General features: G+C 69.1%; 23 protein-coding genes. 11 read left to right on the plus strand and 12 right to left on the minus strand.

The window, feature by feature from the left end; translation table 11 throughout:
- Positions 1-438, plus strand: a 438-nt coding sequence (locus JHN45_RS35530) for a hypothetical protein (RefSeq protein WP_201053406.1), incomplete at its 5' end; no start/stop codon positions are given.
- 36 nt (positions 439-474) lie between these two features.
- On the opposite strand, the gene JHN45_RS35535 is transcribed toward JHN45_RS35530, so the two are convergent.
- The 5 genes from JHN45_RS35535 to JHN45_RS35555 form a co-directional block, all read right to left on the minus strand.
- The gene (locus JHN45_RS35535) at positions 475-1,890 is read right to left on the minus strand and encodes a S28 family serine protease (RefSeq protein WP_201053407.1); all 1,416 of its coding nucleotides are present in this window, start codon (positions 1,888-1,890) and stop codon (positions 475-477) included.
- A gap of 96 nt (positions 1,891-1,986) precedes the next feature.
- On the minus strand, positions 1,987-2,379 hold the full coding sequence (locus tag JHN45_RS35540) for a hypothetical protein (RefSeq protein WP_234469943.1): 393 nt from the start codon (positions 2,377-2,379) through the stop codon (positions 1,987-1,989).
- Between the two features lie 96 nt (positions 2,380-2,475).
- Positions 2,476-6,210 carry an ABC transporter ATP-binding protein gene (locus JHN45_RS35545; protein WP_201053409.1) on the minus strand — a complete coding sequence of 1,245 codons (3,735 nt, stop codon included), beginning with the start codon at positions 6,208-6,210 and terminating at the stop codon, positions 2,476-2,478.
- A gap of 96 nt (positions 6,211-6,306) precedes the next feature.
- A complete protein-coding gene (locus tag JHN45_RS35550) occupies positions 6,307-7,365 on the minus strand; it encodes an esterase-like activity of phytase family protein (RefSeq protein WP_201053412.1) in 1,059 nt (352 codons plus the stop codon).
- Between the two features lie 70 nt (positions 7,366-7,435).
- On the minus strand, positions 7,436-8,236 hold the full coding sequence (locus JHN45_RS35555) for a serine hydrolase (protein WP_200713788.1): 801 nt from the start codon (positions 8,234-8,236) through the stop codon (positions 7,436-7,438).
- Positions 8,237-8,432: 196 nt separating this feature from the next.
- Here JHN45_RS35555 and JHN45_RS35560 point away from each other — a divergent pair, with 196 nt between their 5' ends.
- The 4 genes from JHN45_RS35560 (at position 8,433) to JHN45_RS53430 (ending at position 13,063) form a co-directional block, all read left to right on the plus strand.
- Positions 8,433-10,694, plus strand: coding sequence for a glycosyltransferase family 39 protein (locus tag JHN45_RS35560; protein WP_201053414.1), 2,262 nt, complete (start codon positions 8,433-8,435; stop codon positions 10,692-10,694).
- A 232-nt stretch (positions 10,695-10,926) separates the two neighbouring features.
- Complete coding sequence (locus JHN45_RS35565; protein ID WP_236584467.1) at positions 10,927-11,718, plus strand: endonuclease I family protein; 792 nt, start codon at positions 10,927-10,929, stop codon at positions 11,716-11,718.
- Between the two features lie 209 nt (positions 11,719-11,927).
- A complete protein-coding gene (locus JHN45_RS53425) occupies positions 11,928-12,416 on the plus strand; it encodes a toll/interleukin-1 receptor domain-containing protein (protein WP_236584468.1) in 489 nt (162 codons plus the stop codon).
- A gap of 41 nt (positions 12,417-12,457) precedes the next feature.
- The gene (locus JHN45_RS53430; protein ID WP_236584469.1) at positions 12,458-13,063 is read left to right on the plus strand and encodes a hypothetical protein; all 606 of its coding nucleotides are present in this window, start codon (positions 12,458-12,460) and stop codon (positions 13,061-13,063) included.
- A gap of 339 nt (positions 13,064-13,402) precedes the next feature.
- Here JHN45_RS53430 and JHN45_RS35575 read toward each other — a convergent pair whose 3' ends face one another.
- Positions 13,403-14,167, minus strand: coding sequence for a GntR family transcriptional regulator (locus JHN45_RS35575; protein ID WP_201053443.1), 765 nt, complete (start codon positions 14,165-14,167; stop codon positions 13,403-13,405).
- A gap of 198 nt (positions 14,168-14,365) precedes the next feature.
- Between JHN45_RS35575 and JHN45_RS35580 the strand changes: the two genes are divergently transcribed.
- The 3 genes from JHN45_RS35580 to JHN45_RS35590 all read left to right on the plus strand — a co-directional run bounded on the left by JHN45_RS35580 (position 14,366) and on the right by JHN45_RS35590 (position 15,632).
- Positions 14,366-14,803, plus strand: a complete 438-nt coding sequence (locus tag JHN45_RS35580) for an ATP-binding protein (RefSeq protein ID WP_236584471.1) — start codon at positions 14,366-14,368, stop codon at positions 14,801-14,803.
- 80 nt (positions 14,804-14,883) lie between these two features.
- Positions 14,884-15,183 (plus strand): hypothetical protein, encoded by a 300-nt coding sequence (locus JHN45_RS35585; protein WP_201053423.1) that lies wholly within the window; start codon positions 14,884-14,886, stop codon positions 15,181-15,183.
- Positions 15,180-15,632, plus strand: coding sequence for a type II toxin-antitoxin system VapC family toxin (locus JHN45_RS35590; protein WP_201053430.1), 453 nt, complete (start codon positions 15,180-15,182; stop codon positions 15,630-15,632). The genes JHN45_RS35585 and JHN45_RS35590 overlap by 4 nt, the downstream gene beginning before the upstream one ends.
- An 81-nt stretch (positions 15,633-15,713) precedes the next feature.
- On the opposite strand, the gene JHN45_RS35595 is transcribed toward JHN45_RS35590, so the two are convergent.
- From JHN45_RS35595 to JHN45_RS35605, 3 genes are all read right to left on the minus strand, one after another.
- Positions 15,714-16,274, minus strand: coding sequence for an HXXEE domain-containing protein (locus JHN45_RS35595; protein WP_201053432.1), 561 nt, complete (start codon positions 16,272-16,274; stop codon positions 15,714-15,716).
- A gap of 160 nt (positions 16,275-16,434) precedes the next feature.
- Positions 16,435-17,304 carry a hypothetical protein gene (locus JHN45_RS35600; RefSeq protein WP_201053434.1) on the minus strand — a complete coding sequence of 290 codons (870 nt, stop codon included), beginning with the start codon at positions 17,302-17,304 and terminating at the stop codon, positions 16,435-16,437.
- Positions 17,305-17,367: 63 nt separating this feature from the next.
- Positions 17,368-17,823 carry a hypothetical protein gene (locus JHN45_RS35605; RefSeq protein WP_200713782.1) on the minus strand — a complete coding sequence of 152 codons (456 nt, stop codon included), beginning with the start codon at positions 17,821-17,823 and terminating at the stop codon, positions 17,368-17,370.
- Between the two features lie 242 nt (positions 17,824-18,065).
- Between JHN45_RS35605 and JHN45_RS35610 the strand changes: the two genes are divergently transcribed.
- Positions 18,066-19,052 carry a helix-turn-helix transcriptional regulator gene (locus JHN45_RS35610; RefSeq protein ID WP_200713783.1) on the plus strand — a complete coding sequence of 329 codons (987 nt, stop codon included), beginning with the start codon at positions 18,066-18,068 and terminating at the stop codon, positions 19,050-19,052.
- Between the two features lie 121 nt (positions 19,053-19,173).
- Positions 19,174-19,956, plus strand: a complete 783-nt coding sequence (locus JHN45_RS35615) for a VOC family protein (protein ID WP_201053436.1) — start codon at positions 19,174-19,176, stop codon at positions 19,954-19,956.
- Positions 19,957-20,021: 65 nt separating this feature from the next.
- On the opposite strand, the gene JHN45_RS35620 is transcribed toward JHN45_RS35615, so the two are convergent.
- The 3 genes from JHN45_RS35620 to JHN45_RS35630 form a co-directional block, all read right to left on the minus strand.
- The gene (locus JHN45_RS35620; protein WP_201053437.1) at positions 20,022-21,707 is read right to left on the minus strand and encodes a thiamine pyrophosphate-binding protein; all 1,686 of its coding nucleotides are present in this window, start codon (positions 21,705-21,707) and stop codon (positions 20,022-20,024) included.
- Positions 21,704-22,672 carry an agmatinase gene (speB, locus tag JHN45_RS35625; protein ID WP_093627011.1) on the minus strand — a complete coding sequence of 323 codons (969 nt, stop codon included), beginning with the start codon at positions 22,670-22,672 and terminating at the stop codon, positions 21,704-21,706. Before speB ends, JHN45_RS35620 begins: the two co-directional genes overlap by 4 nt.
- Positions 22,673-22,736: 64 nt before the next feature.
- Complete coding sequence (locus tag JHN45_RS35630; RefSeq protein ID WP_201053439.1) at positions 22,737-24,200, minus strand: sodium:solute symporter; 1,464 nt, start codon at positions 24,198-24,200, stop codon at positions 22,737-22,739.
- A gap of 120 nt (positions 24,201-24,320) precedes the next feature.
- On the opposite strand from JHN45_RS35630, the gene JHN45_RS35635 reads away from it, so the two are divergent.
- Positions 24,321-24,903, plus strand: a 583-nt coding sequence (locus JHN45_RS35635) for a PucR family transcriptional regulator ligand-binding domain-containing protein (RefSeq protein ID WP_201053441.1), incomplete at its 3' end; no start/stop codon positions are given.

The following is a 24,903-nucleotide window of genomic DNA, read 5'->3' on the forward strand; positions in this document are numbered from 1 at the left end:
GCCGTAGACGCAGTCGCCGACGATCGTGCGGGGTCCGCCTCCGCCGCCCGGGTGATCGCCCGCTACGACGGCGATGTGGGCAGCGGTCCCGTCTGCCCGGCGACCACCGACTTCGTGCTGCACATCAGCGCCCAGGGCACCTCGGGCACGGGCCGCGACAGCGCCGTACCGAAGGGCTACGCCTGTATGCGCAACCTCGAACCCCCGCACCCCGGCGACCCGGGCGGCGGAGGCGGACCCCGCACGATCGTCGGCGACTGCGTCTACGGCTCGGGCAGCGGCCAGGTCCGGGAGACCGCGTGCGACGGCTCGGGGGCGAAGAAGCCGCAGTACAAGGTGGTCAAGGCCGTGCTAAAGCGCGCGAGTTGCCCGGCCTCGACCGCCCTGTACGTCCAGCTCGGCGGCAGCCAACCGGTGGGCTGCGCCCGGCCGGTGTAGTCGAACGACCACCAACGGCCGGGCGCGGCAAGGGTGTTACGGCCGCAGTGTCGGCTCGCGCTCGACGCCCTGGCGGTCCAGCCTCGCGTCGTACGGTGCCAGCGGCTTCGCCTGTGCCGTCGTCGCGGCGGGGACACCGGCCCACGCCAGGATGCGGGCGGTGGCCAGCGCCTTCTGGTCGGCGGTCAGCGCGGCGACGTTCGCGCCGTGGTTGAGGCCGGGCGCGGTGAAGACGTACGAGTCCTTCGCGCCCTTGCCGACGGCGAAGCGCTCGGCGCCCCACGGGTCGTTCTGGCCGTAGACGAAGAGCATGTGGTCGGCGTGGTGGCGGACCCAGCTGTCCACGTCCCGCATCGCGCCCGGCTGGAACTTCATCGGGATGGAGCGCGGGACGAAGTTGCGGGGCGGCTGGTAGCCGTAGCGGATGTACTTCTTCTCGATGTACGGGAACTGGACGGTGGGCGCGCCGAGTTGGGTGCCCGCCTGGTAGTAGTACGGGGTGTACGGGGACAGGCCCTGGTCGGTGTAGAAGGAGAAACCGGAGATCGTGTCGACCGAGGTCCAGATCTCGTCGTCGGTGGCGGCCTGTGCGTTCGCCGGGATGGTGGCGCAGTCGGAGAGCAGGCTGTACTGCCAGAAGCCCCAGACGTAGTCGAGGACGACGGCCTCGTAGGCCTTGTCCAGGCTGCCGACGGTGGTGAAGGTGAAGCCGTTCTCCGCCGCGTAGGCCGCGTACTTCTTCTCCAGCGGCTCCCGGCGCACCAGCGCCTCGCGCTGCACGGCGTCCAGGCGGTCGCGGCACTCCTTGGTGCCGACCTTGGTGAAGAAGCGGTCGTAGGCCGAATCCTCGTTGTTCACCACGTCGTTGGGGGCGACGTAGGCGACGACGCCGTCCATGTCGTGGGGGTAGAACCGCTCGAAGTAGGTGGCCGTCATACCGCCCTTGGAGCCGCCGGTGGCGATCCAGTTCCTGGTGTAGATCGACTTGAGGGCCTTGAAGACGCGGTGCTGGTCGCTGGCCGCCTGCCAGATGTCGAGCTTGGTCCAGTCGGCGGGCTCGGGCCGGGACGGCGTGAAGTAGCGGTATTCCAGGGAGACTTGGTTGGCGTCCGCGATCCGGGTCGGTTCGCTGCGGCTGGGGGTCGTGGAGACGTTGTAGCCGCTGGTGTAGAAGACCGTCGGGCGCGAGACGTCCTTGTGCAACACGGTGATCCGCTGCTGGAACGTGCCCTTGGAGGGGTGCCGGTGGTCGATCGGCTGGGTGTAGTTCAGGACGAAGTAGCGGTAGCCGGTGTACGGCTTCTCCTGGACCAGGCTCATGCCGGGTATCGCCAGCAACTGGTCCTTGATGTCAGTGACTTGACCGGCCTGGGCGGCGGTGGCCACCCCGGCCGTGCTCAGTGTGCCTATGAGTACGGTGAGCGCCAGCAGCCATCTGAGCGCCTTGCGCATGCGGTCTCCCCTGTGAGGCAGTTGTGAACCGGAAGCTATCCGAGCAACTACCGTCACACCAGAGGGTGTTGTTCACTCAGGGCACGGGCCGGAGGTTCAGCACAGGATCCATCCCGAGCCGACCGAGCCACCCGCGACCGCGCCCTTGATCCGTACGCAGCGGTGGCCGACATGCACGGTGACCGGTCCGGCCCGGCGGACGTACCGCCCCTTGTCGACGACCGGGCGGTTGCCGCGGGCCTGGACGCTGACCGACATCGTGCGCTTGGCGCCGGTGGTCTTGGGGGCGGTGTACGCGCAGATGTAGTCGCCCCGGCGGAAGACATGGACGGTGCCGGTGGAGAAGGACAGCGTCTCCACCTCCCGCCCCGGGCAGACCGAGGCCGCCTGGGCGCTGCCTGGAGCCGTGAGCGCGAGCAGTCCGGACGCGGTGAGCACGGCCATGCCGAGCGCCACCCGCCGTCGTAGCGCACCCATGTCCACAGTCATCCCTCCCGCACAGCAGCCGAACAGCGTACTGATGTACGGACGCAAGACGTATGTCGAACGGTTGCGCGCCCCTCGGCGGACCGTCCCGACCGCCCCTCAGCGGACCGTGCCGACCGGCTCCTCCGTCTCGGGCGCACCGACGAAAGTCCGCCAAAGTTCGGCGTAGTACCCATCCAGCGCGAGCAGCTCGTCGTGCGTGCCGTCCTCCACGACCCGCCCGTGATCCATCACCACGACCCGGTCCGCGCGGGCCGCCGTTGTCAGGCGGTGGGCCACGACGAGGGTGGTGCGGCGGCCGGCGAGGCGGTCGGTGGCCTGGTTGACCTGGGCTTCCGTGGCCAGGTCGAGGGCCGCTGTCGCCTCGTCCAGAAGGAGGATGTCGGGGTCGACCAGCTCCGCGCGGGCCAGGGCGATCAGCTGGCGCTGGCCCGCCGAGAGGTTGCGGCCGCGCTCGGCGACCTCGTGGAGGTAACCGCCGTCCAGCGTGGCGATCATCTCGTGCGCGCCGACCGCGCGGGCCGCCGCCTCCACCTCGGCGTCGGTGGCCTCGGGGCGGCCGTAGGCGATGGCGTCGCGGACGGTGCCCTGGAAGAGGTACGCCTCCTGGGGGACGACGCCCAGGTGGTGGCGGTACGACGTGATGTCCAGGGACCGTAGGTCCGTGCCGTCGACCGTGACCCGGCCGCCCGTCGGGTCGTAGAAGCGGGCCACCAGCTTCACGAGCGTCGACTTGCCCGCGCCCGTCTCGCCGACGAACGCGACCGTCTGGCCGGCGGGGATTCTCAACTCGACGCCCCCGATGGCCTCTTCGTCGTCCCCGTACGCGAAGTGCACGTCCTCGAAGGCGATGTCGCCGCGGAGGGAGAGGACTTCGAGGGGTTCGTCGGCGGCCCGTGTGGAGGTCGGTTCCTGGAGGAGTTCCTGGATGCGGCCCAGGGAGACCGTGGCCTGCTGGTAGCCGTCGAAGACCTGGGAGAGCTGCTGGACCGGGGCGAAGAACAGGTCGATGTAGAGGAGGTAGGCGACCAGCGCGCCTGTCGTGAGGGTCGCGTTGTCCACCCGTCCCGCGCCCGCGATCAGTACGGACGCCGCCGCCACCGACGACAGGAACTGCACGAAGGGGAAGTAGACCGATATCAGCCGCTGGCCCCGGGTGCGGGCCGCGCGGTAGCTGCTGCTGCGCTCGGCGAACCGTCGGCCGCCGTCCTTCTCACGCCGGAACGCCTGCACGATCCGCAGCCCCGCCACCGACTCCTGAAGGTCGGCGTTGACCAACGACACGCGCTCACGGGCGAGTTCGTACGCCTTCACACTCGCCCGGCGGAAGAAGAACGTGGCGATGACGAGCGGCGGGAGGGTCGCGAACACGACCAGCGCGAGCTGTACGTCGATCACCAGCAGGGCGACCATGATGCCGAAGAACGTGACGACCGAGACGAACGCCGTGACCAGGCCCGTCTGCAGGAAGGTCGAGAGGGCGTCGACGTCCGTCGTCATCCTCGTCATGATCCGGCCGGTCAACTCCCGCTCGTAGTAGTCGAGTCCGAGGCGTTGGAGCTGCGCGAAGATCTTGAGGCGGAGGGTGTAGAGGACCCGCTCGCCCGTGCGTCCGGTCATCCTCGTCTCACCGCGCTGCGCCACCCACTGCACGGCCACCGCGACCAGCGCCAGCAGCGAAGCCGACCAGATCGCGCCGATCGCCATCTTGGTGACGCCCTGGTCGATGCCGTGCCGGATCATGACCGGCAGCAGCAGACTCATGCCCGCGTCCACGGCGACCAGGCCGAGGCTGATCAGCAGCGGGGCGCCGAAACCGCGCAGCAGCCGGCGCAGCCCGTACGAGTCCTCGGCACGCACCGCGCGCGCCTCGTCGATGTCGGGGGTGTCGGTCGCCGGCGGCAACGCGTCGACCTGCGCGAGGAGTTCGGGCGTCGCGGGCATCCCGGACAGCGCGGTGTCCTTGGGCTCGCGGTCACCGGTCCACAGCCGGGGCGTGAGTCCGCGCTCCGCGTCGAACTCGGCGTCCAACTCCGCGCGTACGGAGGTGTCTTCGGCAGGTTCGCAGACGGGCAGGGCGTGGCCGGGCGAGACACCGCCGAGTTCGTCGGGGTCGGTGAGGAGGCGGCGGTAGAGCGGTGAGCGCTCCTGCAACTCCTCGTGCGTGCCGATGGCGGCGAGCCTGCCCCCGTCGAGGACGGCGATGCGGTCGGCGAGGTTGAGGGTGGAGCGCCGGTGCGCGATGAGGAGGGTGGTCCGGCCCTCCATGACCTGCTTCAGGGCCTCGTGGATCTCGTGCTCGACGCGCGCGTCCACCGCCGAGGTCGCGTCGTCCAGGACCAGCAGGCGCGGGTCGGTGAGGATCGCGCGGGCGAGGGCGACGCGCTGGCGCTGGCCGCCGGAGAGGGTGAGGCCCTGCTCGCCGACCGTCGTGTCGTAGCCCTCGGGGAGTTCCGCGATGAACCGGTCGGCCTGCGCGGCCCGGGAGGCGGTGAGGATCTCCTCCTCGGTCGCGTCGGGGCGGCCGTAGGCGATGTTGTTGCGGACCGTGTCGGAGAAGAGGAAGGAGTCCTCGGGGACCAGGCCGATCGCGGCCCGGAGGGAGTCGAGGGTGAGTTGGCGGACGTCGTGGCCGCCGATGAGGACGGCGCCGTGGGTGACGTCGTAGAAGCGCGGGAGGAGGAGCGAGACCGTGGACTTGCCTGAGCCGGAGGAGCCGACGACCGCGAGGGTCTCGCCGGGGTGTATCTCGAAGCTGAGGCCGTTCAGGACCGGGCGGTCGTGGTCGTAGCCGAAGGAGACGTCGTCGAACTCGACCGTGGCCGGGGCGTCGGCGGGGAGTTCCTTGGTGCCGTCCGTCATCGAGGGCTCGGTGTCGATGAGCTCCAGGACGCGTTCGGTGCCGGCGCGGGCCTGCTGGCCGACCGTGAGGACCATGGCCAACATGCGGACGGGGCCGACGAGTTGGGCGAGGTAGGTGGAGAACGCGACGAACGTGCCGAGCGTGATGTGACCGCGCACCGCGAGCCAGCCGCCGAGGGCGAGCATCGCGACCTGACCGAGGGCGGGGACGGCCTGGAGAGCGGGGGTGTACTTGGCGTTCTGCCGGATCGTGCGCAGGCGGCCCGCGTACAGCCGACGGCCGACCTCGCGCAGCTTCCCGGTCTCCTGGTCCTCCTGGCCGAAGCCCTTCACCACGCGTACGCCACTGACGGCGCCGTCGACGACTCCCGCGACGGCGGCGGCCTGGGCCTGCGCGTACCAGGTGGAGGGGTGGAGCTTGCTGCGGCTGCGGCGGGCGATGAAGCCGAGCGCGGGGGCGACGGCCAGGGCGACCAGGGTCAGGGGCAGCGACAGCCAGGCCATGATCGCGAGGGAGATCACGAAGAGCAGGACGTTCCCGATGGTCATCGGGAGCATGAAGAGCAGGCCCTGGATCAGCTGGAGGTCGCTGGTGGCGCGGCCGACGACCTGGCCGGTGGACAGCTCGTCCTGACGGCGGCCGTCGAGGCGGGTGATCGTCCCGTACATCTCGGTGCGGAGGTCGTGCTGGACATCGAGGGCGAGGCGGCCGCCGTAGTAGCGCCGGACGTAGGTGGAGACGTAGACGAGGAGGGCGGCGACGATCAGGGCGGCCGCCCAGGGGGCCATGGAGCGGGTGTGGCCGGTGATCACGTCGTCGATGATCACCTTGGTGACCAGGGGGACGACGGCCATGACCGCCATACCTGCGAGGGAGGCGCCGAGGGCGAGTACGACGTCCTTCGGGTATCGCCAGGCGTACCCGGCGAGCCTTCTGGCCCAGCCCTGCGGTTCCCCCTGCTTCGCTGCCACGCGGGTGCCTTCCGTTCGCCACGATCTACGGAAGGCACCAACGCGGATTGAACCGGATTTCATCCCTCCGCAATAAACGGGCGGAGGGCTGGTGGGTCAGACGCGCACCCGGAGGTAGTAGAAGCGGGTCGTCTGTACCGCGTTCTGGTTGTCGTCGCTGACCAGCAGGACCTTGTAGCCGCCCTTGTCCCGTCCCGTGATCACCATGCCCTCGATGTTGTCGAGGAGGGGGTTCGGCTGGGGCTGCTTCGCCGTCGCGCCGAGGGTCGGGCAGTCGGCGATGTCGGCGAGGAGGGTCTTCTTGATGAGGCGGACGCCGGGCTGGCCGGTGAGGGTGTCGATGCCGCTCGTGTCCGTCGCGTGGCGCGGGTCGGCCAGGTAGAGGCGGACCGTGTTGCCGACGCCGCTGGTGAAGCCGCGCTCCAGGACGAGGAGGCGGCCGTCGGGGAGGGCCTGCACCTCGGGGACGCCGAGGAAGGCCGCGTCGGTCTTGTACGCGTACTGCGCGGCGAGCTCGAAGTGGTTGCCCTTGGTCCGGGTCCAGGTCTGGAAGCGGACGGCGCCGGAGGTGTCGCCGGCGATCGGGTACTCCATCGACGCGAGGAGCGTACGGCCGCCGGGCAGCAGGGTCAGGCCCTCGAAGGTCTGGTTGGAGACGGCCCGGCCGGCCGGGGCGACCAGCAGCGAGGACGGGACCGGGAGGCGGTCGAGGATCTTGCCGTCGACGGAGTAGCGGCGGATCGACGGCTCGGTCTCGGAGGTGATCAGGCGGGTGCCGTCCCGGTCGATGACCAGGCCCTCGGAGTCGAGCGCGGCGCCGTTCTCGTCGGCGAGCGGGACGACCCGCTTCGGCTGGAGGGTCTTCGCGTCCAGATCGAACAGCGAGGAACGGTCCTCCAGCGCGGCGAGCGAGCCGTCCTTGTCCACCGCGAGCGCGGAGAAGTTGCCGACGAAGGTGCCGTCGTACGTCGTCTTGTCGAGCGCGTCGGAGAAGCGGTCGATCGAGACGGACGACGAACAGGAGTTGGCGGTAAGGGAGTTGGTGCTTGAGTTGGTGCTGGAGTCGCTGACGGCGCTCGCGGGCCCGGCGGCGGTGAGGCAGGTGGCCGCCGCCAGGCCGGCGGTCGCGGTCGCGAGTACGGTTCTCAGGCGCATGGGCGCCACCGTAGGACGGGTGGGTGACGGGCGGGAGACCTACCAGTTAAGCGAGATCCCTGTGGATCTGTTAGGCGAGGTCCTTGTGAATCGCCTTTGCGACACCCTGGATCGTGGTGATCCCGTAGCTCATCGTGCTGTTGTCCTGGGTGAGCACGGACATCATGTAGTCGCGGCCACCCCCGTTGAAGGTGCCCAGGCTGTGCACGCGCCAGCCGTGCGTGGACCGCTGCAGCCAGCCGTTCTTGACGTGCACGGTGGCGCCCGACGGGGCTCCGTACGGCGTGCCCCAGCGCTGACTGGAGATCACCTGGTTCATCAACTTCAGGATGTACGCACGGGAGTTGTCGCTCAGCACGGTGTTCTTGGCGGTGACCAGCTTGAGCAGCTTCTGCTCGTCGGTCACGGTCTCCTGGGTCAGACCCCAGTAGTTGTTCGCGCCCGGCTTGGTCTGGGTCATGCCGGCGGCGGCGAGGAAGCCCTTGATCTTCGTCAGGCCCAACTGCTTCCACAGGGTGGAGGTCGCGGTGTTGTCCGACTTGGTGATCATGGACTTGGCGAGCGTCGACTCCCGCGTCGTAAGGGTGCGGTTGTGCTTCTTCGCGTCCCACAGCAGCGTGGCGAGGACGGTCACCTTGACGGTGCTGGCCGAGTCGTAGGCGGTGCTCGCCCGCAGGGTGCAGGTGGTGTTGGTCTTGCGGTCGTAGAGGCCGACTGCGACGGTTCCCTTACGGGTCGCGAGCGCGGCGGTGATGTCCTTCTTCAGCTTGTCGGCGAGGCCGGCCTTGGCGGACGTACAGCTGACCGTCGGGGTGGCCGCGGCAGCGGGAGTCGCGGCGGCCAGCACGGGTATGAGCACCCCGGCGCCCATGCCGGCCGCCAGCACTCTGGCCCGGCGGGATGTCCAATGAGACTGAGTCATGCATGACTTGACTCACAGGAAGGCATGAAAGGTTGTACGGGTTGGGGAACGGTTGTACGACCCGTTACCCGGGCCTTTGCGAATTCACAGCCGAGTACCAGGTCCGGCACAGCACGCACCCACCCTGCCTTCGCACGATGGCCGGGTGACATCTGCCACCGATCCACACCCCCACACCGAACCCGCGTCCGCCGACTGGCCGCCGCCGGCACCGCCCGAGACGGCACCGCCCGAGAAGGCGCCCCGCTGGTCGCTGCCCGCGCTCGTCGCGATCATGGTCCTGGCCGCGGCGCTGTACTCCTGGAGCCTGTCCGGCTCCAACATGAACACGTTCTACAGCGGTGCCATCTGGGCCGGCACGCAGAGCTGGAAGGCCTGGTTCTTCGGTTCGCTGGATCCGGGCAACTTCCTGACGGTCGACAAACCGCCGTTCGCGCTCATGGTCATGGGTCTGTCCTGCCGGATCTTCGGCTTCGGCACCTGGCAGATGATGCTGCCTCAGATCGCGGCCGGCCTCGGCACGATCTGGATCCTGCACACGAACGTGAAGCGGATCTGGGGCCACGGCGCGGCGACCGTCGCCGCGCTGGTCCTCGCCCTGACGCCGATCACCGTCGCCATCAACCGCGACAACAACCCCGACACGATCCTGGTCTTCCTCATGGTCGCGGGCGCGGCGCTCGCGTTCCGCGCCACCCGTGACGAGAAGCTGCTCCCGCTGCTCGGCGCGGCGGCCTGCTTCGGCCTCGCCTTCAACACCAAGCTGCTCGCCGGCTGGATCGCGCTCCCGGCCGTCTTCGCGCTCTACCTGTACGCGTCGAAGGCGCCGTGGGTGAAGCGGATCGTCAACCTGGGGCTGGCCGCGGTCGTTCTGGCCGTCTCCAGCTTCTGGTGGGCGATCGCCGTCTCCCTGGTCCCGGCCTCCGACCGCCCGTACATCGGCGGCTCGACGGACGGCTCCGCCTGGAACCTGATCATGGGTTACGACGGTCTCGGCCGCGTCTTCGGCGGCGAGGGCAACGGAGGCGGAGGCGGCGGAGGCGGCGGCTTCTCCGGCTCCGCCGGTCTCGGCCGGATGTTCAACGACATCCTCGGCGGCCAGATCTCCTGGCTGCTGCCCTTCTCCGCGATCGCCCTGATCGGCGGCCTGGTGCTGTGCGGGCGTACCCCGCGCACCGACCTGCGCCGGATGGGACTGGTCCTGTGGGGCGGCTGGCTGCTTCTCCACTACGTCATCTTCGCGACGGCCCAGGGCACCATGCACCCGTACTACACGACCGCGCTGGCCCCCGGCATCGCCGTGCTGGTCGGCGGCGGTGGCGTGATGCTGCTGAACGCGTTCCGCACCGACAAGCGGTGGATCTGGGTGCTCCCCCTCGCCTTCGGCGTGACCGGCATCTGGGCGATCACCCTGCTGCGCCGCGCCTCCGGCTGGAACACCTGGCTGTGGCCGACGGTCGGCGTCCTGACGGTGGCCGGCATCGTGGGCATGCTGGTCTTCCGCTCCGGCAACCGCACCCGGCTGCTGACGGCCTCCGTGGCGGCGGCCGTGGTCGCGGGCCTCGCGGGCCCGACGGCGTACGCGGCGGCCGACCCGTTCGGCAGCTCCGCCGGCGGCGGCATGGGCGGTACGAATCCGACGGCCGGCCCCTCGACGGGCAGCGGCGGCTTCGGCGGCGGGCCCGGCGGGGGCACCGGCGGCACGCGCGGCGGCTTCGGCGGCGAGATGCCCGGCGGCACCCGGGCCGGCGGCCAGGCGGGCGGCGAGGCTCCCGGCGGGATGACGCCGGGTGGCGGCGGCACCGGTGAACTGCCGCAGGGCGGCGGGGCGCCGAGCGGCCAACAGGGCGGCACCACCGGGGAGTTCCCGGGCGGCGGCACGACTCCGGGCGGCACCGGCACCGACAGCGGTACGGCTCCGGGTGGCACGGCCGGCGGTACGCGCGGCGGCTTCGGTGGCGGTGGCGGCGGCATGGGCGGCAGCGTCAGCAGCGACCTGATCTCCTACCTGGAGAAGCACCAGGACGGCGCCTACTGGCTGCTGGCGGTCTCCAACTCGCAGTCCTCGGCGCAGATCGAGCTGAGCACGCGCAAGCCCGTCATCTCCATGTGGGGCTTCACCAGCAGCGACAAGGCGATGACCGTCGCCAAGCTGAAGGAACTGGTGAAGGCGGGCAAGCTGCACTACATCCAGATCAGCAGCGGCGGCGGGATGGGCGGTGGTATGGGCGGCGGCAACTCCGTCAGCTCCGCCGTGAACTCGTGGGTGCAGAAGAACGGCACGGCGGTGAAGGAGAGCGCGTACAGCAAGAGCGCGTCCAGCTCTTCGAGTTCGTCGTCTTCTTCTACGACCTCCACCACCAACACGTCGACGCTGTACCGGCTGGACCCGTCCGACGTCAGCTGACCCCAAGCACGAGTAGAACGGCCCTCGACCACACGGTCGGGGGCCGTTCCCGTGTGCCTCCGCTACCCCCCGACGCAGTCAACTCGCGTAGACACGAGGCAAATTGTCGCTTCCGGTCACCAGATAGACACGTCTCGTTTATTTACAGGACTGCATGTCCATGCCACGCTCCCGATTGCCGCCCCATTCAACCCGCGTAGATGGGACACTCTTTATGTTGTTGGTGACTCGCATGCACCGCTGGAAATCGGTGGCGCTGACCACCGCCGCGGTCCTGGTGGGCCTCGCGGCCCCGACCCTGACGGCGACTCCGGCCTCCGCCACGACGACGGCGTACGACTCGACGTACTACAAGAACGCGGTCGGCAAGACCGGTACGAGCCTGAAGTCCTCGCTGCACACGATCATCAGCACCGGCGTCACGAAGATCTCGTACTCCGCGGTCTGGGACGCGCTGAAGGCCACCGACCAGGACCCGAACAACAGCAGCAACGTGATCCTGCTGTACAGCGGTGTCTCCCGCGCCAAGTCCCTCAACGGCGGCGACGTCGGCGACTGGAACCGCGAGCACACCTGGGCCAAGTCCCACGGCGACTTCGGCGAGGTGGTCGGCCCCGGCACGGACCTGCACCACCTGCGTCCCGCCGACGTCCAGGTCAACAGCATCCGCGGCAACCTGGACTTCGACAACGGCGGCAGCGCGGTCACCAACGGCGGCGGCAGCACCGTCGACTCCGACTCCTTCGCGCCGCGCGCGGCGGACCGGGGCGACGTGGCCCGCATGATCCTCTACATGGCCGTGCGCTACGAGGGCGACGACGGCTTCGCCGACCTGGAGCCCAACGAGAAGGTCGGCAACGGCAGCAACCCCTACATGGGCAAGCTCTCCGTCCTCAAGGCCTGGAGCGAGGCGGACCCGCCCAGCGCCTTCGAAGAAAACCGCAACAACGTCATCTACAACACGTACCAGCACAACCGGAACCCGTTCATCGACCACCCGGAGTGGGTGGAGGCGATCTGGTAGGCGGCAGCACCGGGTCGGGCTCCTCGCGGTCTGCGGGGAGCCCGATCGTTGTTTGCAATCTCAGCCAACTGGGCAAACGCGCACCGGGCCGATGATTACCGATTCCTAGCCTGCTGTGCGGATCTTTGTTCTATAAGTCTTGAAGTGAAGTCACTTGAGTTTCTGAAGACCGAGGTGCCACACACCTCACTTAGTTACCCTCTCGAATCATGAACGATGAGCAGCCCGCAGGATTCTGGAGCTATACACATCGCGATGACCAATTGGACGATGGGCGAATCGTACGCCTGTCCGAACGTATCGCAAGCGCATTCGAAATGATCACCGGCGAGCCACTCGAAATCTTCCTCGATAAGAGATCCATTGAGTGGGGCGACGCATGGCGGGCACGACTGGACTCGGCTCTCACCGGAACAACATTCTTGATCCCAGTCATCACGCCGAAATTCCTCAAGAGCCAGGAATGCAGGCGTGAAGTAATCAAGTTCGCCGGGCACGCAGCCAGCCTCGGACTAGAAGAACTACTCCTTCCAATCCATTATGTAAATGTTCCCCAACTCACACAAGAGACCGACGGGCAACCAGCCGATGAAGTCGTCGAGCTAATCTCAAGACGACAGTGGGTTGACTGGCGCGAGTTGCGACTCGAAGACGAAGACCCCCCGTATATCGTCAAGCAGTCCACAAGCTGGCTCTGAAGATCGCCGATGTGCTGGAGGCGGCACCTCCAGCCACACCCGTGGAGACGCCCCAACAGGGCCGGACTAACGAAGAGCCGCCCGGCTTCATCGAGGTCATGGCAGAGGCCGAAGCAGTCCTACCTGCCTGGCTGAATATTGTCGAGAAATTCGCGGCAGTAATTGCACTTATCGGCGCAGAGTCCTCCTGGGCAAGCGAAGAAATGGCCAAATCCGATGCCCGAGGGGATGGATTCGCTGGTCGAATGAGCGTGGCAGAACAGCTCTCGGGCCGACTTTCCGAACCTGTAGAACAGGTCGAGACGCTGGGATCGCAATATTGGTCCACATTGTCCTCAATCGACCCTGGAATCATTGGATTTATCAGACATGCAGGAGAGAGTGACCTGGCTCCAGAAGACCGACAAGCCGTCCGCGATTTCTTCAAAGAAATCAAACAACTGGCCGCTGTCACCAAAGACACCACCTCGCATCTCCAGGGATTCTCCGACAGCATCGGAGGGGCCGCTCGCAGCAGTAGCCGCTTGAGGCCGCAGTTCAGGACGATTCAAGCAGCGGTGCAAAAGGTCATCGATAGTCAGACGGTGCTTGATGAGTGGAACCGCATGATCGAGGAAACCGATCTGGGAGACGACGACCAGCCCTAGGCTCCATCCGTCGGGGATGCGACCGGAAAACTTCCGCGGTCAACGGTAGCCCGTTGGGATTGATATGCACCGACCACCGGGGCTGCCTCTATCCCATGACTAACGTACACCTGGCCTGCCATACGACGACGATGCAGCCGACCCGTTCAATGAGCACCCACATGGACTGCCTCATGTGGGTGCTCATTGGTCGCCGTGTGGGAGTAGACGACGTCACAGAACAACCCCGACCCGGCCGGCCCGCACCGGTCTGCTGACTGAGCAGGTCGTCCAGAGTGAAGCGGACCGAAAGAATGCCGCCCTCGGGTCGGTCGCGGACCGTGCCCGCGTGAACTGCACTCACCCCTCGAAGTCGTACTCCAAGATGTACGACGCCGCGTCCAGCACCATGTCGTTCACCTCGACCACCCGCCCCTCCACGTCGAACGCGGTGCGTACGACGAGCACCACCGGCACACCGGACGACAGGGCGAGCCGGTCGGCCTCCTGGGCGCTGGGCATGCGGGAGCGGATTTCCTCGCGGAAGCGGACGGGCCTGCGGCCGAGTTCCTCAAGTCTGGCGTACATACCGCCGGGGCCGGTATCGGGCTGCGCGATCCGTGTACCGGCGGCCAGTTCGGCCGGAAGATACGACGTGGACAGCAGTACCGGCTTGCCGTCGAGGACGTACCGGCGACGGCGCACGCAAACCCGTACTTCCTCGTCGTCGCCCAGGCTCAGCACTCCCGCAATCGCGGCCGGGGCGTCCTCCTCAGTCACCTCGACCGAGTCGACGACGAGTTCACGGTCACCGGCATCGGTCGTCCAGATGGAACGCCCCTCGCCCCACTGCGCGTGCGCGAGGCGTTCGAGCCCGCGCCGCCGAATCGGCCTGAAGTCACGGACGAACACCCCAGCCCCTTTGCGCGCTTCCGCGATGCCCTCTGTCTGCAGAACACCCAAGGCCTGCCGAGCCGTCATCCTCGCCACACCGTGCTCGGCCATGAGGTCGTTCTCGCCGGGAAGCCGCTCACCGGGCCCGTACTCGCCGGCCTCGACAGCCGCCCGCAGTTGCGCCGCGATGCGCTGGTACTTCGGCTGACGTCCCGTGTCCCCGCCGCTCATCCAGGCCTCTCCTCCGGTCATCTCTAGACATCCTAGGCATCAGCCGCCACACCCTCACAGCCGACCGCTGATCCTGCACGAGCAATTTCCGCACATCTCTAGAGATCTATTGACGCATCTGCACACAGGGCGCTTCACTAACCACAGCCAACATCTCTAGAGATGTAGGCCTGCCTACCGCCTGCCATGGAGGTCCTCATGTCAGCCCACACCGCGACCGCACAGCCCGCAAGCCCCAACATGCGGGAGGCTCAGTGGCAACTCCCGCGCAACCCGCGCAGTGCGGGGCACGCACGCGCACTCCTTCGCTTGCAGCTCACGGACTGGAAGATCGCCGGCGAAGTCGCCGACACCGCCGAGCTGTTGCTCTCGGAACTCGTCACCAACTCCATCCGGCACGCACGGACTCCGCCCGGCCACGAAATCGGCGTGCGCTTCGCCACGCACGACGGGCGGCTGCGCGTGGAGGTTGCCGATGCGAGCGATCGCCGGCCCCAGCCCCGAGCGGCTGCCCTCGAAGACGAAGGGGGCCGGGGGCTCACCCTCGTAAGGTCTTTGGCGGAGCGCTGGGGATGCTGTCCCCGCCTGCACGGCATCGGAAAGGCGACATGGGCGGAGCTGTCGCTGCCACGATGAACGCGAGCAATACAGCGGTACGGCCGATAGCGTCGAGATCGCCGCACAACGCACCCAACGCCGCATATGAGGAGATCCCCGTGGCCGACGCCTCCGTTCCCCCGCCGGACCGACCGGCCACGCCGGACGACGCCGTCACGGTCACGCTCACTTACACCGGCGACCAGGCCGAAGTGCTGCGCACGCTCGCGCTCCTGGAGGGACGTACGCCAGAGGAAGTGGCGTTGGACCACATCGCACGGGGCCTCCCGTTGTCCTTCTCCTCTCCTTTGGGGGAGGACTCGGAAGCGATGGCCGTCCTGGCACGGGCCATGTTCGACGGACCTTCCGACTTGGCCACTGGATCTACCGAGGACCTGTTCGAGGAAGGTGGCCGTTGAAACGGCATCTGTTCGGCGTCGCGGACACATCAGTCCTCCTCGCGGTCTACAACCGGAAGGACGCCCATCATGAGTCCTCCGTACAAGCTCTCTCCCTGGTCGACCGACTCGTGGTGTCACCGATGGTCCTTGCCGAGCTGGACTACCACCTGACGACGAAGATCAGTGGCAAGGCAGCAGCGGATGCTCTGGCCAGCATGCGCGCCTGGGCGAGCACAGATCGGCTCACACTCGCCACGGTGGGCTGGCCGCTCCTGAGCGAGGCCGAGCGTCTGATGCGTACGTACGCGGATCATGACGCCATCGGCATGACCGACGCGGTCAACGCCGTTCTGGCTTGGGCGTTGCCGCAGCCGGTTGTCCTCGCCCTCGACCATCACTACCGAGATGTCATCGCACCCAGGACCGGGGCCGAGGCTCCGCTGCACGTGCTCCCAGCAGTCGGATAGCGCGCTCTCCGGCCTACGCGAACGTCCGCACTGCACAGGGAGTTTCGCCAACGACGCATACCGCGTTGAACTCACCCTGCCTCAGGTGGAGTTCAACCGTCGCAACAGCTGGCGCGCCACCACATGGGTCCCGACGGTGGCCGCGGCTGCGAGCGCCGCGCCCCTCGCCACGTCGCGCGGTCGCGTAGCGCGCAGCACCCCGGCTCGCCGCAACCGCCCCCGTGCCCACAGCGTGAAGGGGACGACCACCAGGGGCGAGGTGACCACCCCGGGGGTGTAGCCGCGGACGGCGGCGGACTGGGCCATGTGTGTCAGGGCGTGCAGCCCGAAGCCGTTGAGGGCCGCCTGGTAGAAGGCGGAACGGCCGCCCGTACGGTGGCCGTCGGCGGCGGCGAGCGCGACCACCCCGCCCATCACGGCGACGGCCGTCGCGAACTCCCGTCCGTCAATGGAATCCAGCCGCCGCCACACTCGTTCCGGCACGCGCGGGTAGCGCTGCCGCAGCTCGGGGACCCGTCCTCGGGCCCAGCCAGGCATCGTGGCCACTTCCTCCAGGTCGTGCACCGCCCAGGCCGCCAACAACCCGAAGGTCACGCCGACTTCGGCCGCTCGGCCGCCATCGCCCACCTCGCGTATGTCCATGAGCGGGAAGTCTGTCGTACCCCAAGAGACAGGTGATGGAGGGAGCCGCAGAAGTGTGACACTCGACGTTGAAGCGTCACGCTTTTCCAGAGATGGTCCCCCGTCGGCCGACGCAGGCGGGAGCGAGAGCTAAGAGCCTCTTCTGTAAATCGAGGCTTCCTCACCCCAAAACTCCTCTCGCGACACTGTCCTGACGATCCATCAGAGACTGCCAGGTCGTCAGCACCGCGGGGTGCGCGTCGAGCCAGGCCTGCTGGGCGACGGCCAGCCGGGTATAGGCCGTGCGCAGGTAGTCGGTGTCGGACTTGCAGCGGACGTCCACCTTGGCGACGGGGCTGGTGGCGAAGTCCGTGTCGCGGGGGAGGCTGTTCAGCAGGTGGACGGGGTCGTCCGTCTCGACTCCGGCGGCCAGTGCGCAGCGCGCCCAACGCGCGTTGGCCGCGCGGAAGGCCGGGTCCTTGTCCAGATTCTTGCGGGCCTGCTGCTCGCCCTCGCCGAGATCGATGGTCACCTGGAGCCACTGCCGGCGCTGGGAGCCCAGCAGCCGCTTCTTGGCCTCGGCCTGGCAGCCCGTGGCCGGCACGGACACCTTGATGAGCTTGCCCCGGGCGGAGATACGCCGGTCGGTGGGACCGTAGAGCGCGACGAGGAACGCCTTGCTCTTCTGCTGTTCCGACGCGCCCGGTTCGGGGGTGGCGGTGGCGGTGGCGAGCGACTCCAGGCCGAACGGCAGCGGATGGTCGACGGTGGCCGCGGTCGGCCGGGGGACGGCGGCCGGCGTGTACCGGTAGCCGTGGGCGGCCATGCAGGTGATGGTCAGTTTCCGGACCGCCTGGTCGATCCGCCACCGCCGGTCGCTGGGCGCGTGCCGGAGCGGGTAGAAGGGCAGGCGGGCACTCAGGCGGCCGACGTCCGGCCCCGGCCGCGGAGTGCCGGTCGCGGACGGACCCGACCGGTCGGCGTACACCCAGGCGGCACAGGCGACGACGACCACGGCGGTCGCGAGTGCGGCGAACTTGCGCGTTACCAAGGTCTTCCTCCTCCAGCAGGGTGGATCCGGCGGAACCCCGCCGGATCCACCACAGGGCACGGGTCAGTCGTCCCAGCAGCCGCCCGGGTTCGAGGTCGTCAGCGAGAGAGAGCTGGCCGACCCCCCGACGATGGCGTCCGCGTCCCCGCCGGGCGCGACGCAGAAGACCATGCCGCCGCCGTAGTTGATGTCCAGGTAGTACCGGGAGTAGTAGCTGCCGGTGCTGGAGTTGCTGGCGTAGCCGACGTTGTCGTTGACGGTCGAACCGGAGCCGGCGGTGCCGTACGTCGTGCTGTTGAAGGTGTCGTTCGTGAAGTTGCTGTCGCTGTTGAAGTACGAGTGCCTGGCGCTGCTGAAGGTGGACCAGAACACGCAGTGGTAGCCGCTGGAGCAGTGCGTACCGGCCGATGCCGGGGACGCCGTGAGGACTCCGCCGACGGTGAGCGCCGCGGCCACTCCCGCGGTTGCCGCGAACGCCCTGCGCGACCGGGCCCACCTGGACCGTAACGTCATAGACATGACATTTCCTTTGCTGTCGGTCTCGGGATGACCCGGGCAACACTGGCAGCGACCGGACCCTTTTCCCATGCTTTACGGCCCTGACCGAAAAGCACAGGTCAGCGGCGGAAATCCGGCAAGCACGGCGATGCTCGGACGGATGAACTCATGTCTGAATAACGCCTGTTGCAGGTGTTGTCAGCCGTGTCCGGCGGCGGCCATGATGACTCGCGCGGCCACAACGGCCGGACGGGGGGACCGTCATGCTGCGCATTCATTTCACCGAGGCCGATCTGGCCCGCACCCGCCTGGCGTCCGAGCCGGATCCGCTCTGGGAGACCGCTCTGAGCCTGCACCGCTTGCAGACCCAGCGAGGGCGCAGTGCGCACGCGGAGTGGTACCGGACGACCCGCGCGCGACTGGCGGACCACGGGCTGGAGGGGGTCCTGCGCCACCTGCTGCTGCCGCTCTTCCCGAGAACGGCGTACTTCCCGGACTTCCTGACCCCCGCGGAGGGCACCCATGGCCTCACGGCCGGGCTCGCGGCGCTGGTGGACACCCCCGCCGACCGGGTGCGCCGGGAGGTGGCCCGCTTCACGTCGGTCGCCGCACCGCCGTGGGCACCGCGGCTCGTGGAACGCGCGACACGTCAGGACGTGGCGGATTCCCTGCGGCGATACCACGAGGTCGCCGTGGCGCCCTACCGGGACCGGGTGCTGGCCCGGGTGGAGGCGGACCGGTCGGTCCGGGGGCGGGCCCTGCTGGCCGGCGGCGCGGACGCACTGCTCGACGGGCTGGGACCGCAGTTGCGCTGGGAGGCGCCGGTGCTCCATGTGCACTATCCGCCGGAGGACCGCGACCTCAGACTCGACGGGCGCGGGCTGACCCTCCTGCCGTCGTACTTCTGCTGGGGCCCGCCGATCGCGCTGGCCGACTCGTCGCTGCCGCCCGTGCTGGTCTACCCCGTGCTGCGCGAGGCCCGCCCGGTCGCCGTCGACCGGCCGCTCGGCGTCCTGCTCGGCCGGACCCGGGCACAGGTGCTGCGGGGCATCACCCAGGGCGCCACCACCGGCGAACTCGCCCGGCTGGCAGGGGTGTCGGCGCCCACGGTGAGCCAGCACATCACGGCCCTGCGGGACGCGGGCCTCATCAGCAGCCTCCGGTTCGGCACCAGCGTGCTGCACACGCTCACCCCGCTGGGGGCGGCGCTGCTGCGCGGGTCGGGGAAGCCGGTCTCCGCGGTCGGCTGACCCCGCGGGGCGCGGCCGTTCGGTGGAAACCGGAGCCGTGTCGGTGCTCGTACGCGGACGGCGACGCCCGGGACGGCATCGTGGCTCCCGTCCCGGACCACCCCCCGCCCAGGAGGACTTCATGCTCGGCACCGACTTCATCACCGGATCGCCCAACTGGCTCGACCTCGGCAGCCCCGACACCGACGCCGCCGCCGCGTTCTACGGCGCCGTGTTCGGCTGGCGGTTCGTCTCCGCCGGGCCCGACACGGGTGGATACGGCTTCTTCCAGGTGGACGGCAAGACCGTCGCGGCCCTCGGACCGCTCACCGAGGAAGGGGCGCGCTCCGCCTGGATGATCCACTTCAAGACCGACGACATCGCGGCCACCGTCCAGGCCGTCACGTCCGGCGGCGGCACCGTGCGGATGGAGCCCATGGACGTCATGGGCGAGGGCATGCTGGCGCAGGCCACCGACCCGCAGGGCGCGCAGTTCGCGCTCTGGCAGCCCGGCCGGACGGCGGGCCTGGAACTCACCTCGGCACCGAACACCCTGCTCTGGGTGGAACTGCACGCCACCGACCCGGAGGCGGACATCGCCTTCTACCAGGGCCTGTTCGGCTGGCGCAGCCAGGACATGCCGGCCCCCGGCATGACGTACCGGGTGCTGAGCACCAGCGCCGGCGACCAGCAGGACGCCTCCTTCGGCGGAGTCGCACCGCTCAACGCCGGCGAGGGCGAACAGCCGCGCTGGGTACCGTACTTCCACTCGACGGACGTCGACGCCACGATCGACTCGGCACGCTCCAACGGCGGTTCCGTCCTCATGCCGGCGGCGGACGTACCGGAGGTCGGCCGCATCGCCTGGCTCGCGGACCCCTTCGGCGCGGCCTTCGCCCTGCTGAAGCCGGATCCGCGGATGTGAGCTCCGCTCGGGGCGCGGTGAGGAGGAGAGCCGGCGGAGACAGCCGCCGGCCGCCCCTCCACCCGTCACCCCAGATGCGTGGCCGCGAACATCCGCAGCACAGCCGGGAGTACGACCACGGAAGGCCCCGGTTCCGCCAGCGCCTTCGCCAGGTCCGACTCCAGTGCCTCCGGGGACGTACGCACCCCCGGCACCCCGAACGACTCCGCCAGCGCCACGTAGTCCGGCCGGGTCAGTTCCGTCGCCGTGGCCTCACCGAAGGCGTCCGTCATGTACTCGCGGAGGATGCCGTAGCCGCCGTCGTCGACGATGAGCCAGGTGACGTTCAGGTCGTACTGGCGGGCCGTCGCCAACTCCGCGACGGAGTACAGCGCTCCGCCGTCGCCCGACACCGCCAGCACCGGCCGCGTCGGGTCTGCGGCCGCCGCGCCCAGTGCCGCCGGGAAGCCGTAGCCGAGGCCGCCCGCGCCCTGGGCGGAGTGGAGGTGGTTGGGGCCCTTCGCGTCGAACGCCGACCAGGCCCAGTAGGCGAGGATCGTCATGTCCCAGAAGGACGGGGAGTCGGCGGGCAGGGCCCTGCGGACCGACTCCAACACGCCCTGTTCCAGGGTCAGTTCCTGAGCGGCGATACGTTCCCGGACCTTCTCCAGAACACCCCGTACCCGCTCCTCCACCGTCGGATCCGTCCGCTCCGTCACCGTCTCCAACAGCGCCTGCACGGCGTGCCACGCGTCCGCGTGGATGCCCAACGCCGGGTGGTTCGACTCCAGTTTGCCGAGGTCCGCCTCGATCTGGATCACCCGGCCGCGCGGCCTGAACGTGTGGTAGTTCGACGACAGTTCGCCCAGACCCGAGCCCACCACCAGCAGGACGTCCGCGTCCTCCAGGAAGTCCGTCGTGTGGCGGTCCTCCAGCCAGGACTGGAGCGAGAGGGGGTGCGTCCAGGGGAATGCCCCCTTGCCGCCGGGGGTCGTCACCACGGGGGCCTGGAGCTTCTCCGCCAGTTGCCGCAGTTTCTTCGAGGCGTCCGCGCGGACCACCCCGCCGCCCGCGATGATCACCGGGCGGGATGCCTTCGACAGCAAGTCCGCCGCCACCGCCGTCAGTTCGGGGCGCGGGATCAGATCCTCCGGGGTCGCGTCCACCGCCGTCACCACGGGGAGGCGGGTCTCGGCCAGCAGGACGTCCTGCGGGATCTCCACCCACACCGGGCCGTGCGGAGCCGTCAGCGCCGACTTCCACGCCTCCGCGATCGCGGACGGGATCTGCGACTGGGCGCGGACCGTGTGGACCGACTTCACCACGCCCCTGAACGAGGCCGACTGGTCCGGGAGTTCGTGCAGATAGCCGTGCCTGCCGCCGCCCAGGCCCGCCGTCGGGATCTGGCTGCTGATCGCCAGGACGGGAGCCGAGGCCGCTCGCGCCTCCTGGAGCGCGGCCAGTGACGTCAGCGCGCCGGGGCCCGTGGACAGCAGCAGCGGCGCCGCCTCGCCCGTGATGCGGCCGTACGCGTCCGCCGCGAACCCGGCGTTGTTCTCCACCCGTAGGCCGATGTACCGCAGGTCGGAGCGGCGCAGCGCGTCGAACATGCCGAGCGCGTGCTGTCCGGGCAGGCCGAAGACGGTCGTCGCGCCGAGCCCGGCCAGGGTCTCCACGACCAGGTCGCCGCCGTTGCGCCCGGGGGGCGGGTTCAGCGCGGCGGTGATCTGCGCGGCCGTGGGGCGGAGTTCCAGGTCGTGGTCGTGGGTCACTTCGAACGAGCCTCGGCAATCTGACGGGACATGATGGTGATCAGGTCGTACGCGGTGTGGGACGCGGCCACCGACGTGATCTCGGCGTGGTCGTACGCCGGGGCCACCTCGACGACGTCCGCCGACACCAGGTTGCAGGATGACAGGCCGCGCAGGATCTCCAGAAGTTCGCGCGAGGTCAGGCCGCCCGCCTCGGGCGTGCCGGTGCCGGGCGCGTGGGCCGGGTCGAGGCAGTCGATGTCGATGGAGATGTAGAGGGGGCGGTCGCCGATGCGCTGGCGGAGCTGGTCGGCGACCTCGTCGGCGCCCCGGCGGTAGACGTCGGCGGACGTGACGATGCCGAAGCCCATCTTCTCGTCGTCCTTGAGGTCCTGCTTGCCGTACAGCGGACCGCGGATCCCGACGTGCGACAGCGCCTCGGTGTCGAGGATGCCCTCCTCCACCGCCCGCCGGAACGGCGTCCCGTGCGTGTACTCGGCGCCGAAGTACGTGTCCCAGGTGTCGAGATGGGCGTCGAAGTGCAGCAGGGCCACCGGGCCGTGCTTCTTCGCGACGGACCGGAGCAGCGGCAGCGCGATGGTGTGGTCGCCGCCCAGGGTCATCAACCGGGCGCCGGTGCCCAGGAGTTGGTCCGCGGCCTCCTCGATCGTCTCGACGGCCTCGTTGATGTTGAACGGGTTCGCCGCGATGTCACCGGCGTCCGCGACCTGTGCGAGAGCGAACGGGGACGCGTCCTGCGCCGGGTTGTACGGCCGCAGCAGCCGGGACGCCTCACGGATCGCGTTGCCGCCGAAGCGCGCGCCGGGCCGGTAGGAGACACCGGCGTCGAAGGGCACCCCGACCACGGCGACATCCGCGCTGCCGACCTCGTCGAGACGCGGCAGCCGCGCGTAGGTCGCGGGCCCGGCGTAGCGCGGGGTGCGCGAGGAGTCGACGGGGCCTCGGGGCGTCTCGTTGCTGGTCATGGGGACTGCCTTCTTTCCTACGCTTCGTCGCGTGTGGGGTTGTTTCTAACCTCTGTCAGTGAATTTACCGGTGTGCCGCGACCGCATCGGCCCCGACCGCGGGTGCACCACGCCCGGCCAGCCGGTCCCGCCAGGCGTCGAGTACGGCAGCGTCGGTCGCCGGCGTGGCGAGCGAGACCGTGACATAGGCGGCCAGGGACAGCAACAGGCCGTAGTACACAGGCTCGTTGGCGAGGATGCCGTAGCCCGCCATCAGGCCGACGACCGCGAGGCCGCCGACGGCGACGGAGGCGAGCGCGCCCTGCGCGGTGCCGCGCTTCCACAGCAGGCCGCCGAGGATCGGGACGAGGAGGCCGCCGACGAGGAGGTTGTACGCCACGGTCAGCGCCTCGACGACGTTGTTGAGCGCGATCGCCGTGACGATCACCGCGACACCCATGACGAGGATGAAGGCACGGTTGCCCCGCACCTCGTCATGGTCCACGGCGTCGCGCTTCACGGCTCCCCGCAGCTTCGACCAGATGTCGTTGTTGGCGACCGTGGCGCAGGCGATCAGCGCGCCGGAGGACGTCGACATCACGGCGGCGAGGGCGGCGGCCAGCACCAACCCCCGTACGCCGACCGGGAGTTCGTCCTTGACGATCGTCGCGAAGGCGTCGTCCGCGCTGCCGAGGTTCGGGTACAGGACCTTCGCCGCCGTGCCGATGACGGCGCCTGCGAGGGCGTAGACCAGACAGTAGGTACCGGCGACCGTGCCGCCCCACTTGGCGGTCCTGTCGCTGCCGGCCGTGAACACGCGCTGCCAGATGTCCTGGCCGATGAGCATGCCGAACGTGTAGATCAGCACGTACGTGAAGATCGTCTCGCCGCCGATGCCGAGCGGGTCGAAGTACCCGGTGGGCAGCTTCGCCTTCATCTCGCCGAAGCCGCCCGCCTTGACCACCGCGATGGGCAGCAGGAGCAGCAGCACGCCGATCGTCTTCACCACGAACTGCACCATGTCCGTCAGCGTGATGGACCACATGCCGCCGAGCGTCGAGTACGCGACGACGATCGAGCCGCCGAGGACGATCGCGACCGTGCGGTTCATGTCGAAGAGGACGTCGAAGATCGTGGCGTAGGCGATCGTCGAGGTGACCGCGAGCATCAGGGTGTAGGCCCACATGACCACGCCGGAGATGACTCCCGCGCGGCCCCCGTACCTGAGATCGAGCATCTCGGAGACGGTGTACACCTTCAGGCGGGCGATGCGGGCGGAGAAGAAGACCGAGAGGGCGAGCAGGCCGAGGCCGATGGTGAAGACCATCCACGCCCCGGACAACCCGTACTGGTAGCCGAGGCCCACCCCGCCGATGGTGGACGCGCCGCCGAGGACGATCGCGGCCATGGTGCCGGAGTACATGACCGGGCCCAGCCGGCGGCCCGCGACCAGGAAGTCGCTCTTCGACTTGGCGCGGCGCATGCCCCACCAGCCCATGGCCAGCATGCCGGCCAGGTAGACGACGATGACGGTGTAGTCGACGGCCATACGGGGGGCCTCCTTCGCGCGGTCGCTGCCTGGTCCGGGTCGACAGTAGGTGGCCGGGAAGCGGCTGCGAAGTGTACGTTTCATCCATTGCAGCACGAGGTGATGGAGGAAACGTCCACCATGCCGGACCTCACGATTCCCCCTACACCCCCTACGCCTCCCGTACCCCTCTCCGCCCTCCTGGCCCGCGAGGATCTCGGTCTGCGGCAGATCGCGGGACCCACCGACCCTGACATCGTCATCCACTGGGCGCACACGTCGGAGATGCCGGACCCGTATCCGTATCTGCTGGGCGGCGAGCTGCTGCTGACGGCGGGCGTCCACATCCCGGAGGCGGCCGGCTCCGGCACGTACTTCGCCGACTACGTCTCCCGCATCGTCGAGGCGGGCGGGGTGGCCCTCGGCTTCGGCGTCGCGCCCGTCCACGACACCGTGCCGAGGGCCCTGGTCGCGGCCTGCGACCACTACGACCTGCCGCTCCTTGAGGTCCCGCCGCCCACCCCCTTCTCCCGCGTGGCCCGCGCGGTCTGGCAGCTGATGGCACAGGCCCGCCTCGCCGAACTCCGCCGCGTCACCGAGGCCCAGCAGAGCCTGGCGGCAGCGGCCTCCCGCCCCGACCCGGTCCCTTCGGTGCTACGCCAACTCGCCCAGCGCGTCAGCGGCCGGGCCGTGCTGTACGGGCCCGACGGCACGGAGATCGCGG

It is taken from the genome of Streptomyces sp. MBT53, from assembly GCF_016654115.1.
In the GTDB taxonomy this organism is placed as follows: domain Bacteria; phylum Actinomycetota; class Actinomycetes; order Streptomycetales; family Streptomycetaceae; genus Streptomyces.

Coding starts and splice junctions, on each gene's coding strand:
- JHN45_RS35580 (WP_236584471.1), top strand. CDS start 14,366: ATGTCAGCCCACACCGCGACCGCACAGCCCGCAAGCCCCAACATGCGG.
- JHN45_RS35610 (WP_200713783.1), top strand. CDS start 18,066: ATGCTGCGCATTCATTTCACCGAGGCCGATCTGGCCCGCACCCGCCTG.
- speB (WP_093627011.1), bottom strand. CDS start 22,672: ATGACCAGCAACGAGACGCCCCGAGGCCCCGTCGACTCCTCGCGCACC.
- JHN45_RS53425 (WP_236584468.1), top strand. CDS start 11,928: ATGAACGATGAGCAGCCCGCAGGATTCTGGAGCTATACACATCGCGAT.
- JHN45_RS35540 (WP_234469943.1), bottom strand. CDS start 2,379: ATGACTGTGGACATGGGTGCGCTACGACGGCGGGTGGCGCTCGGCATG.
- JHN45_RS35630 (WP_201053439.1), bottom strand. CDS start 24,200: ATGGCCGTCGACTACACCGTCATCGTCGTCTACCTGGCCGGCATGCTG.
- JHN45_RS35615 (WP_201053436.1), top strand. CDS start 19,174: ATGCTCGGCACCGACTTCATCACCGGATCGCCCAACTGGCTCGACCTC.
- JHN45_RS35565 (WP_236584467.1), top strand. CDS start 10,927: ATGCACCGCTGGAAATCGGTGGCGCTGACCACCGCCGCGGTCCTGGTG.
- JHN45_RS35555 (WP_200713788.1), bottom strand. CDS start 8,236: ATGGGCGCCGGGGTGCTCATACCCGTGCTGGCCGCCGCGACTCCCGCT.
- JHN45_RS35575 (WP_201053443.1), bottom strand. CDS start 14,167: ATGAGCGGCGGGGACACGGGACGTCAGCCGAAGTACCAGCGCATCGCG.
- JHN45_RS35550 (WP_201053412.1), bottom strand. CDS start 7,365: ATGCGCCTGAGAACCGTACTCGCGACCGCGACCGCCGGCCTGGCGGCG.
- JHN45_RS35535 (WP_201053407.1), bottom strand. CDS start 1,890: ATGCGCAAGGCGCTCAGATGGCTGCTGGCGCTCACCGTACTCATAGGC.
- JHN45_RS35595 (WP_201053432.1), bottom strand. CDS start 16,274: ATGGACATACGCGAGGTGGGCGATGGCGGCCGAGCGGCCGAAGTCGGC.
- JHN45_RS35605 (WP_200713782.1), bottom strand. CDS start 17,823: ATGTCTATGACGTTACGGTCCAGGTGGGCCCGGTCGCGCAGGGCGTTC.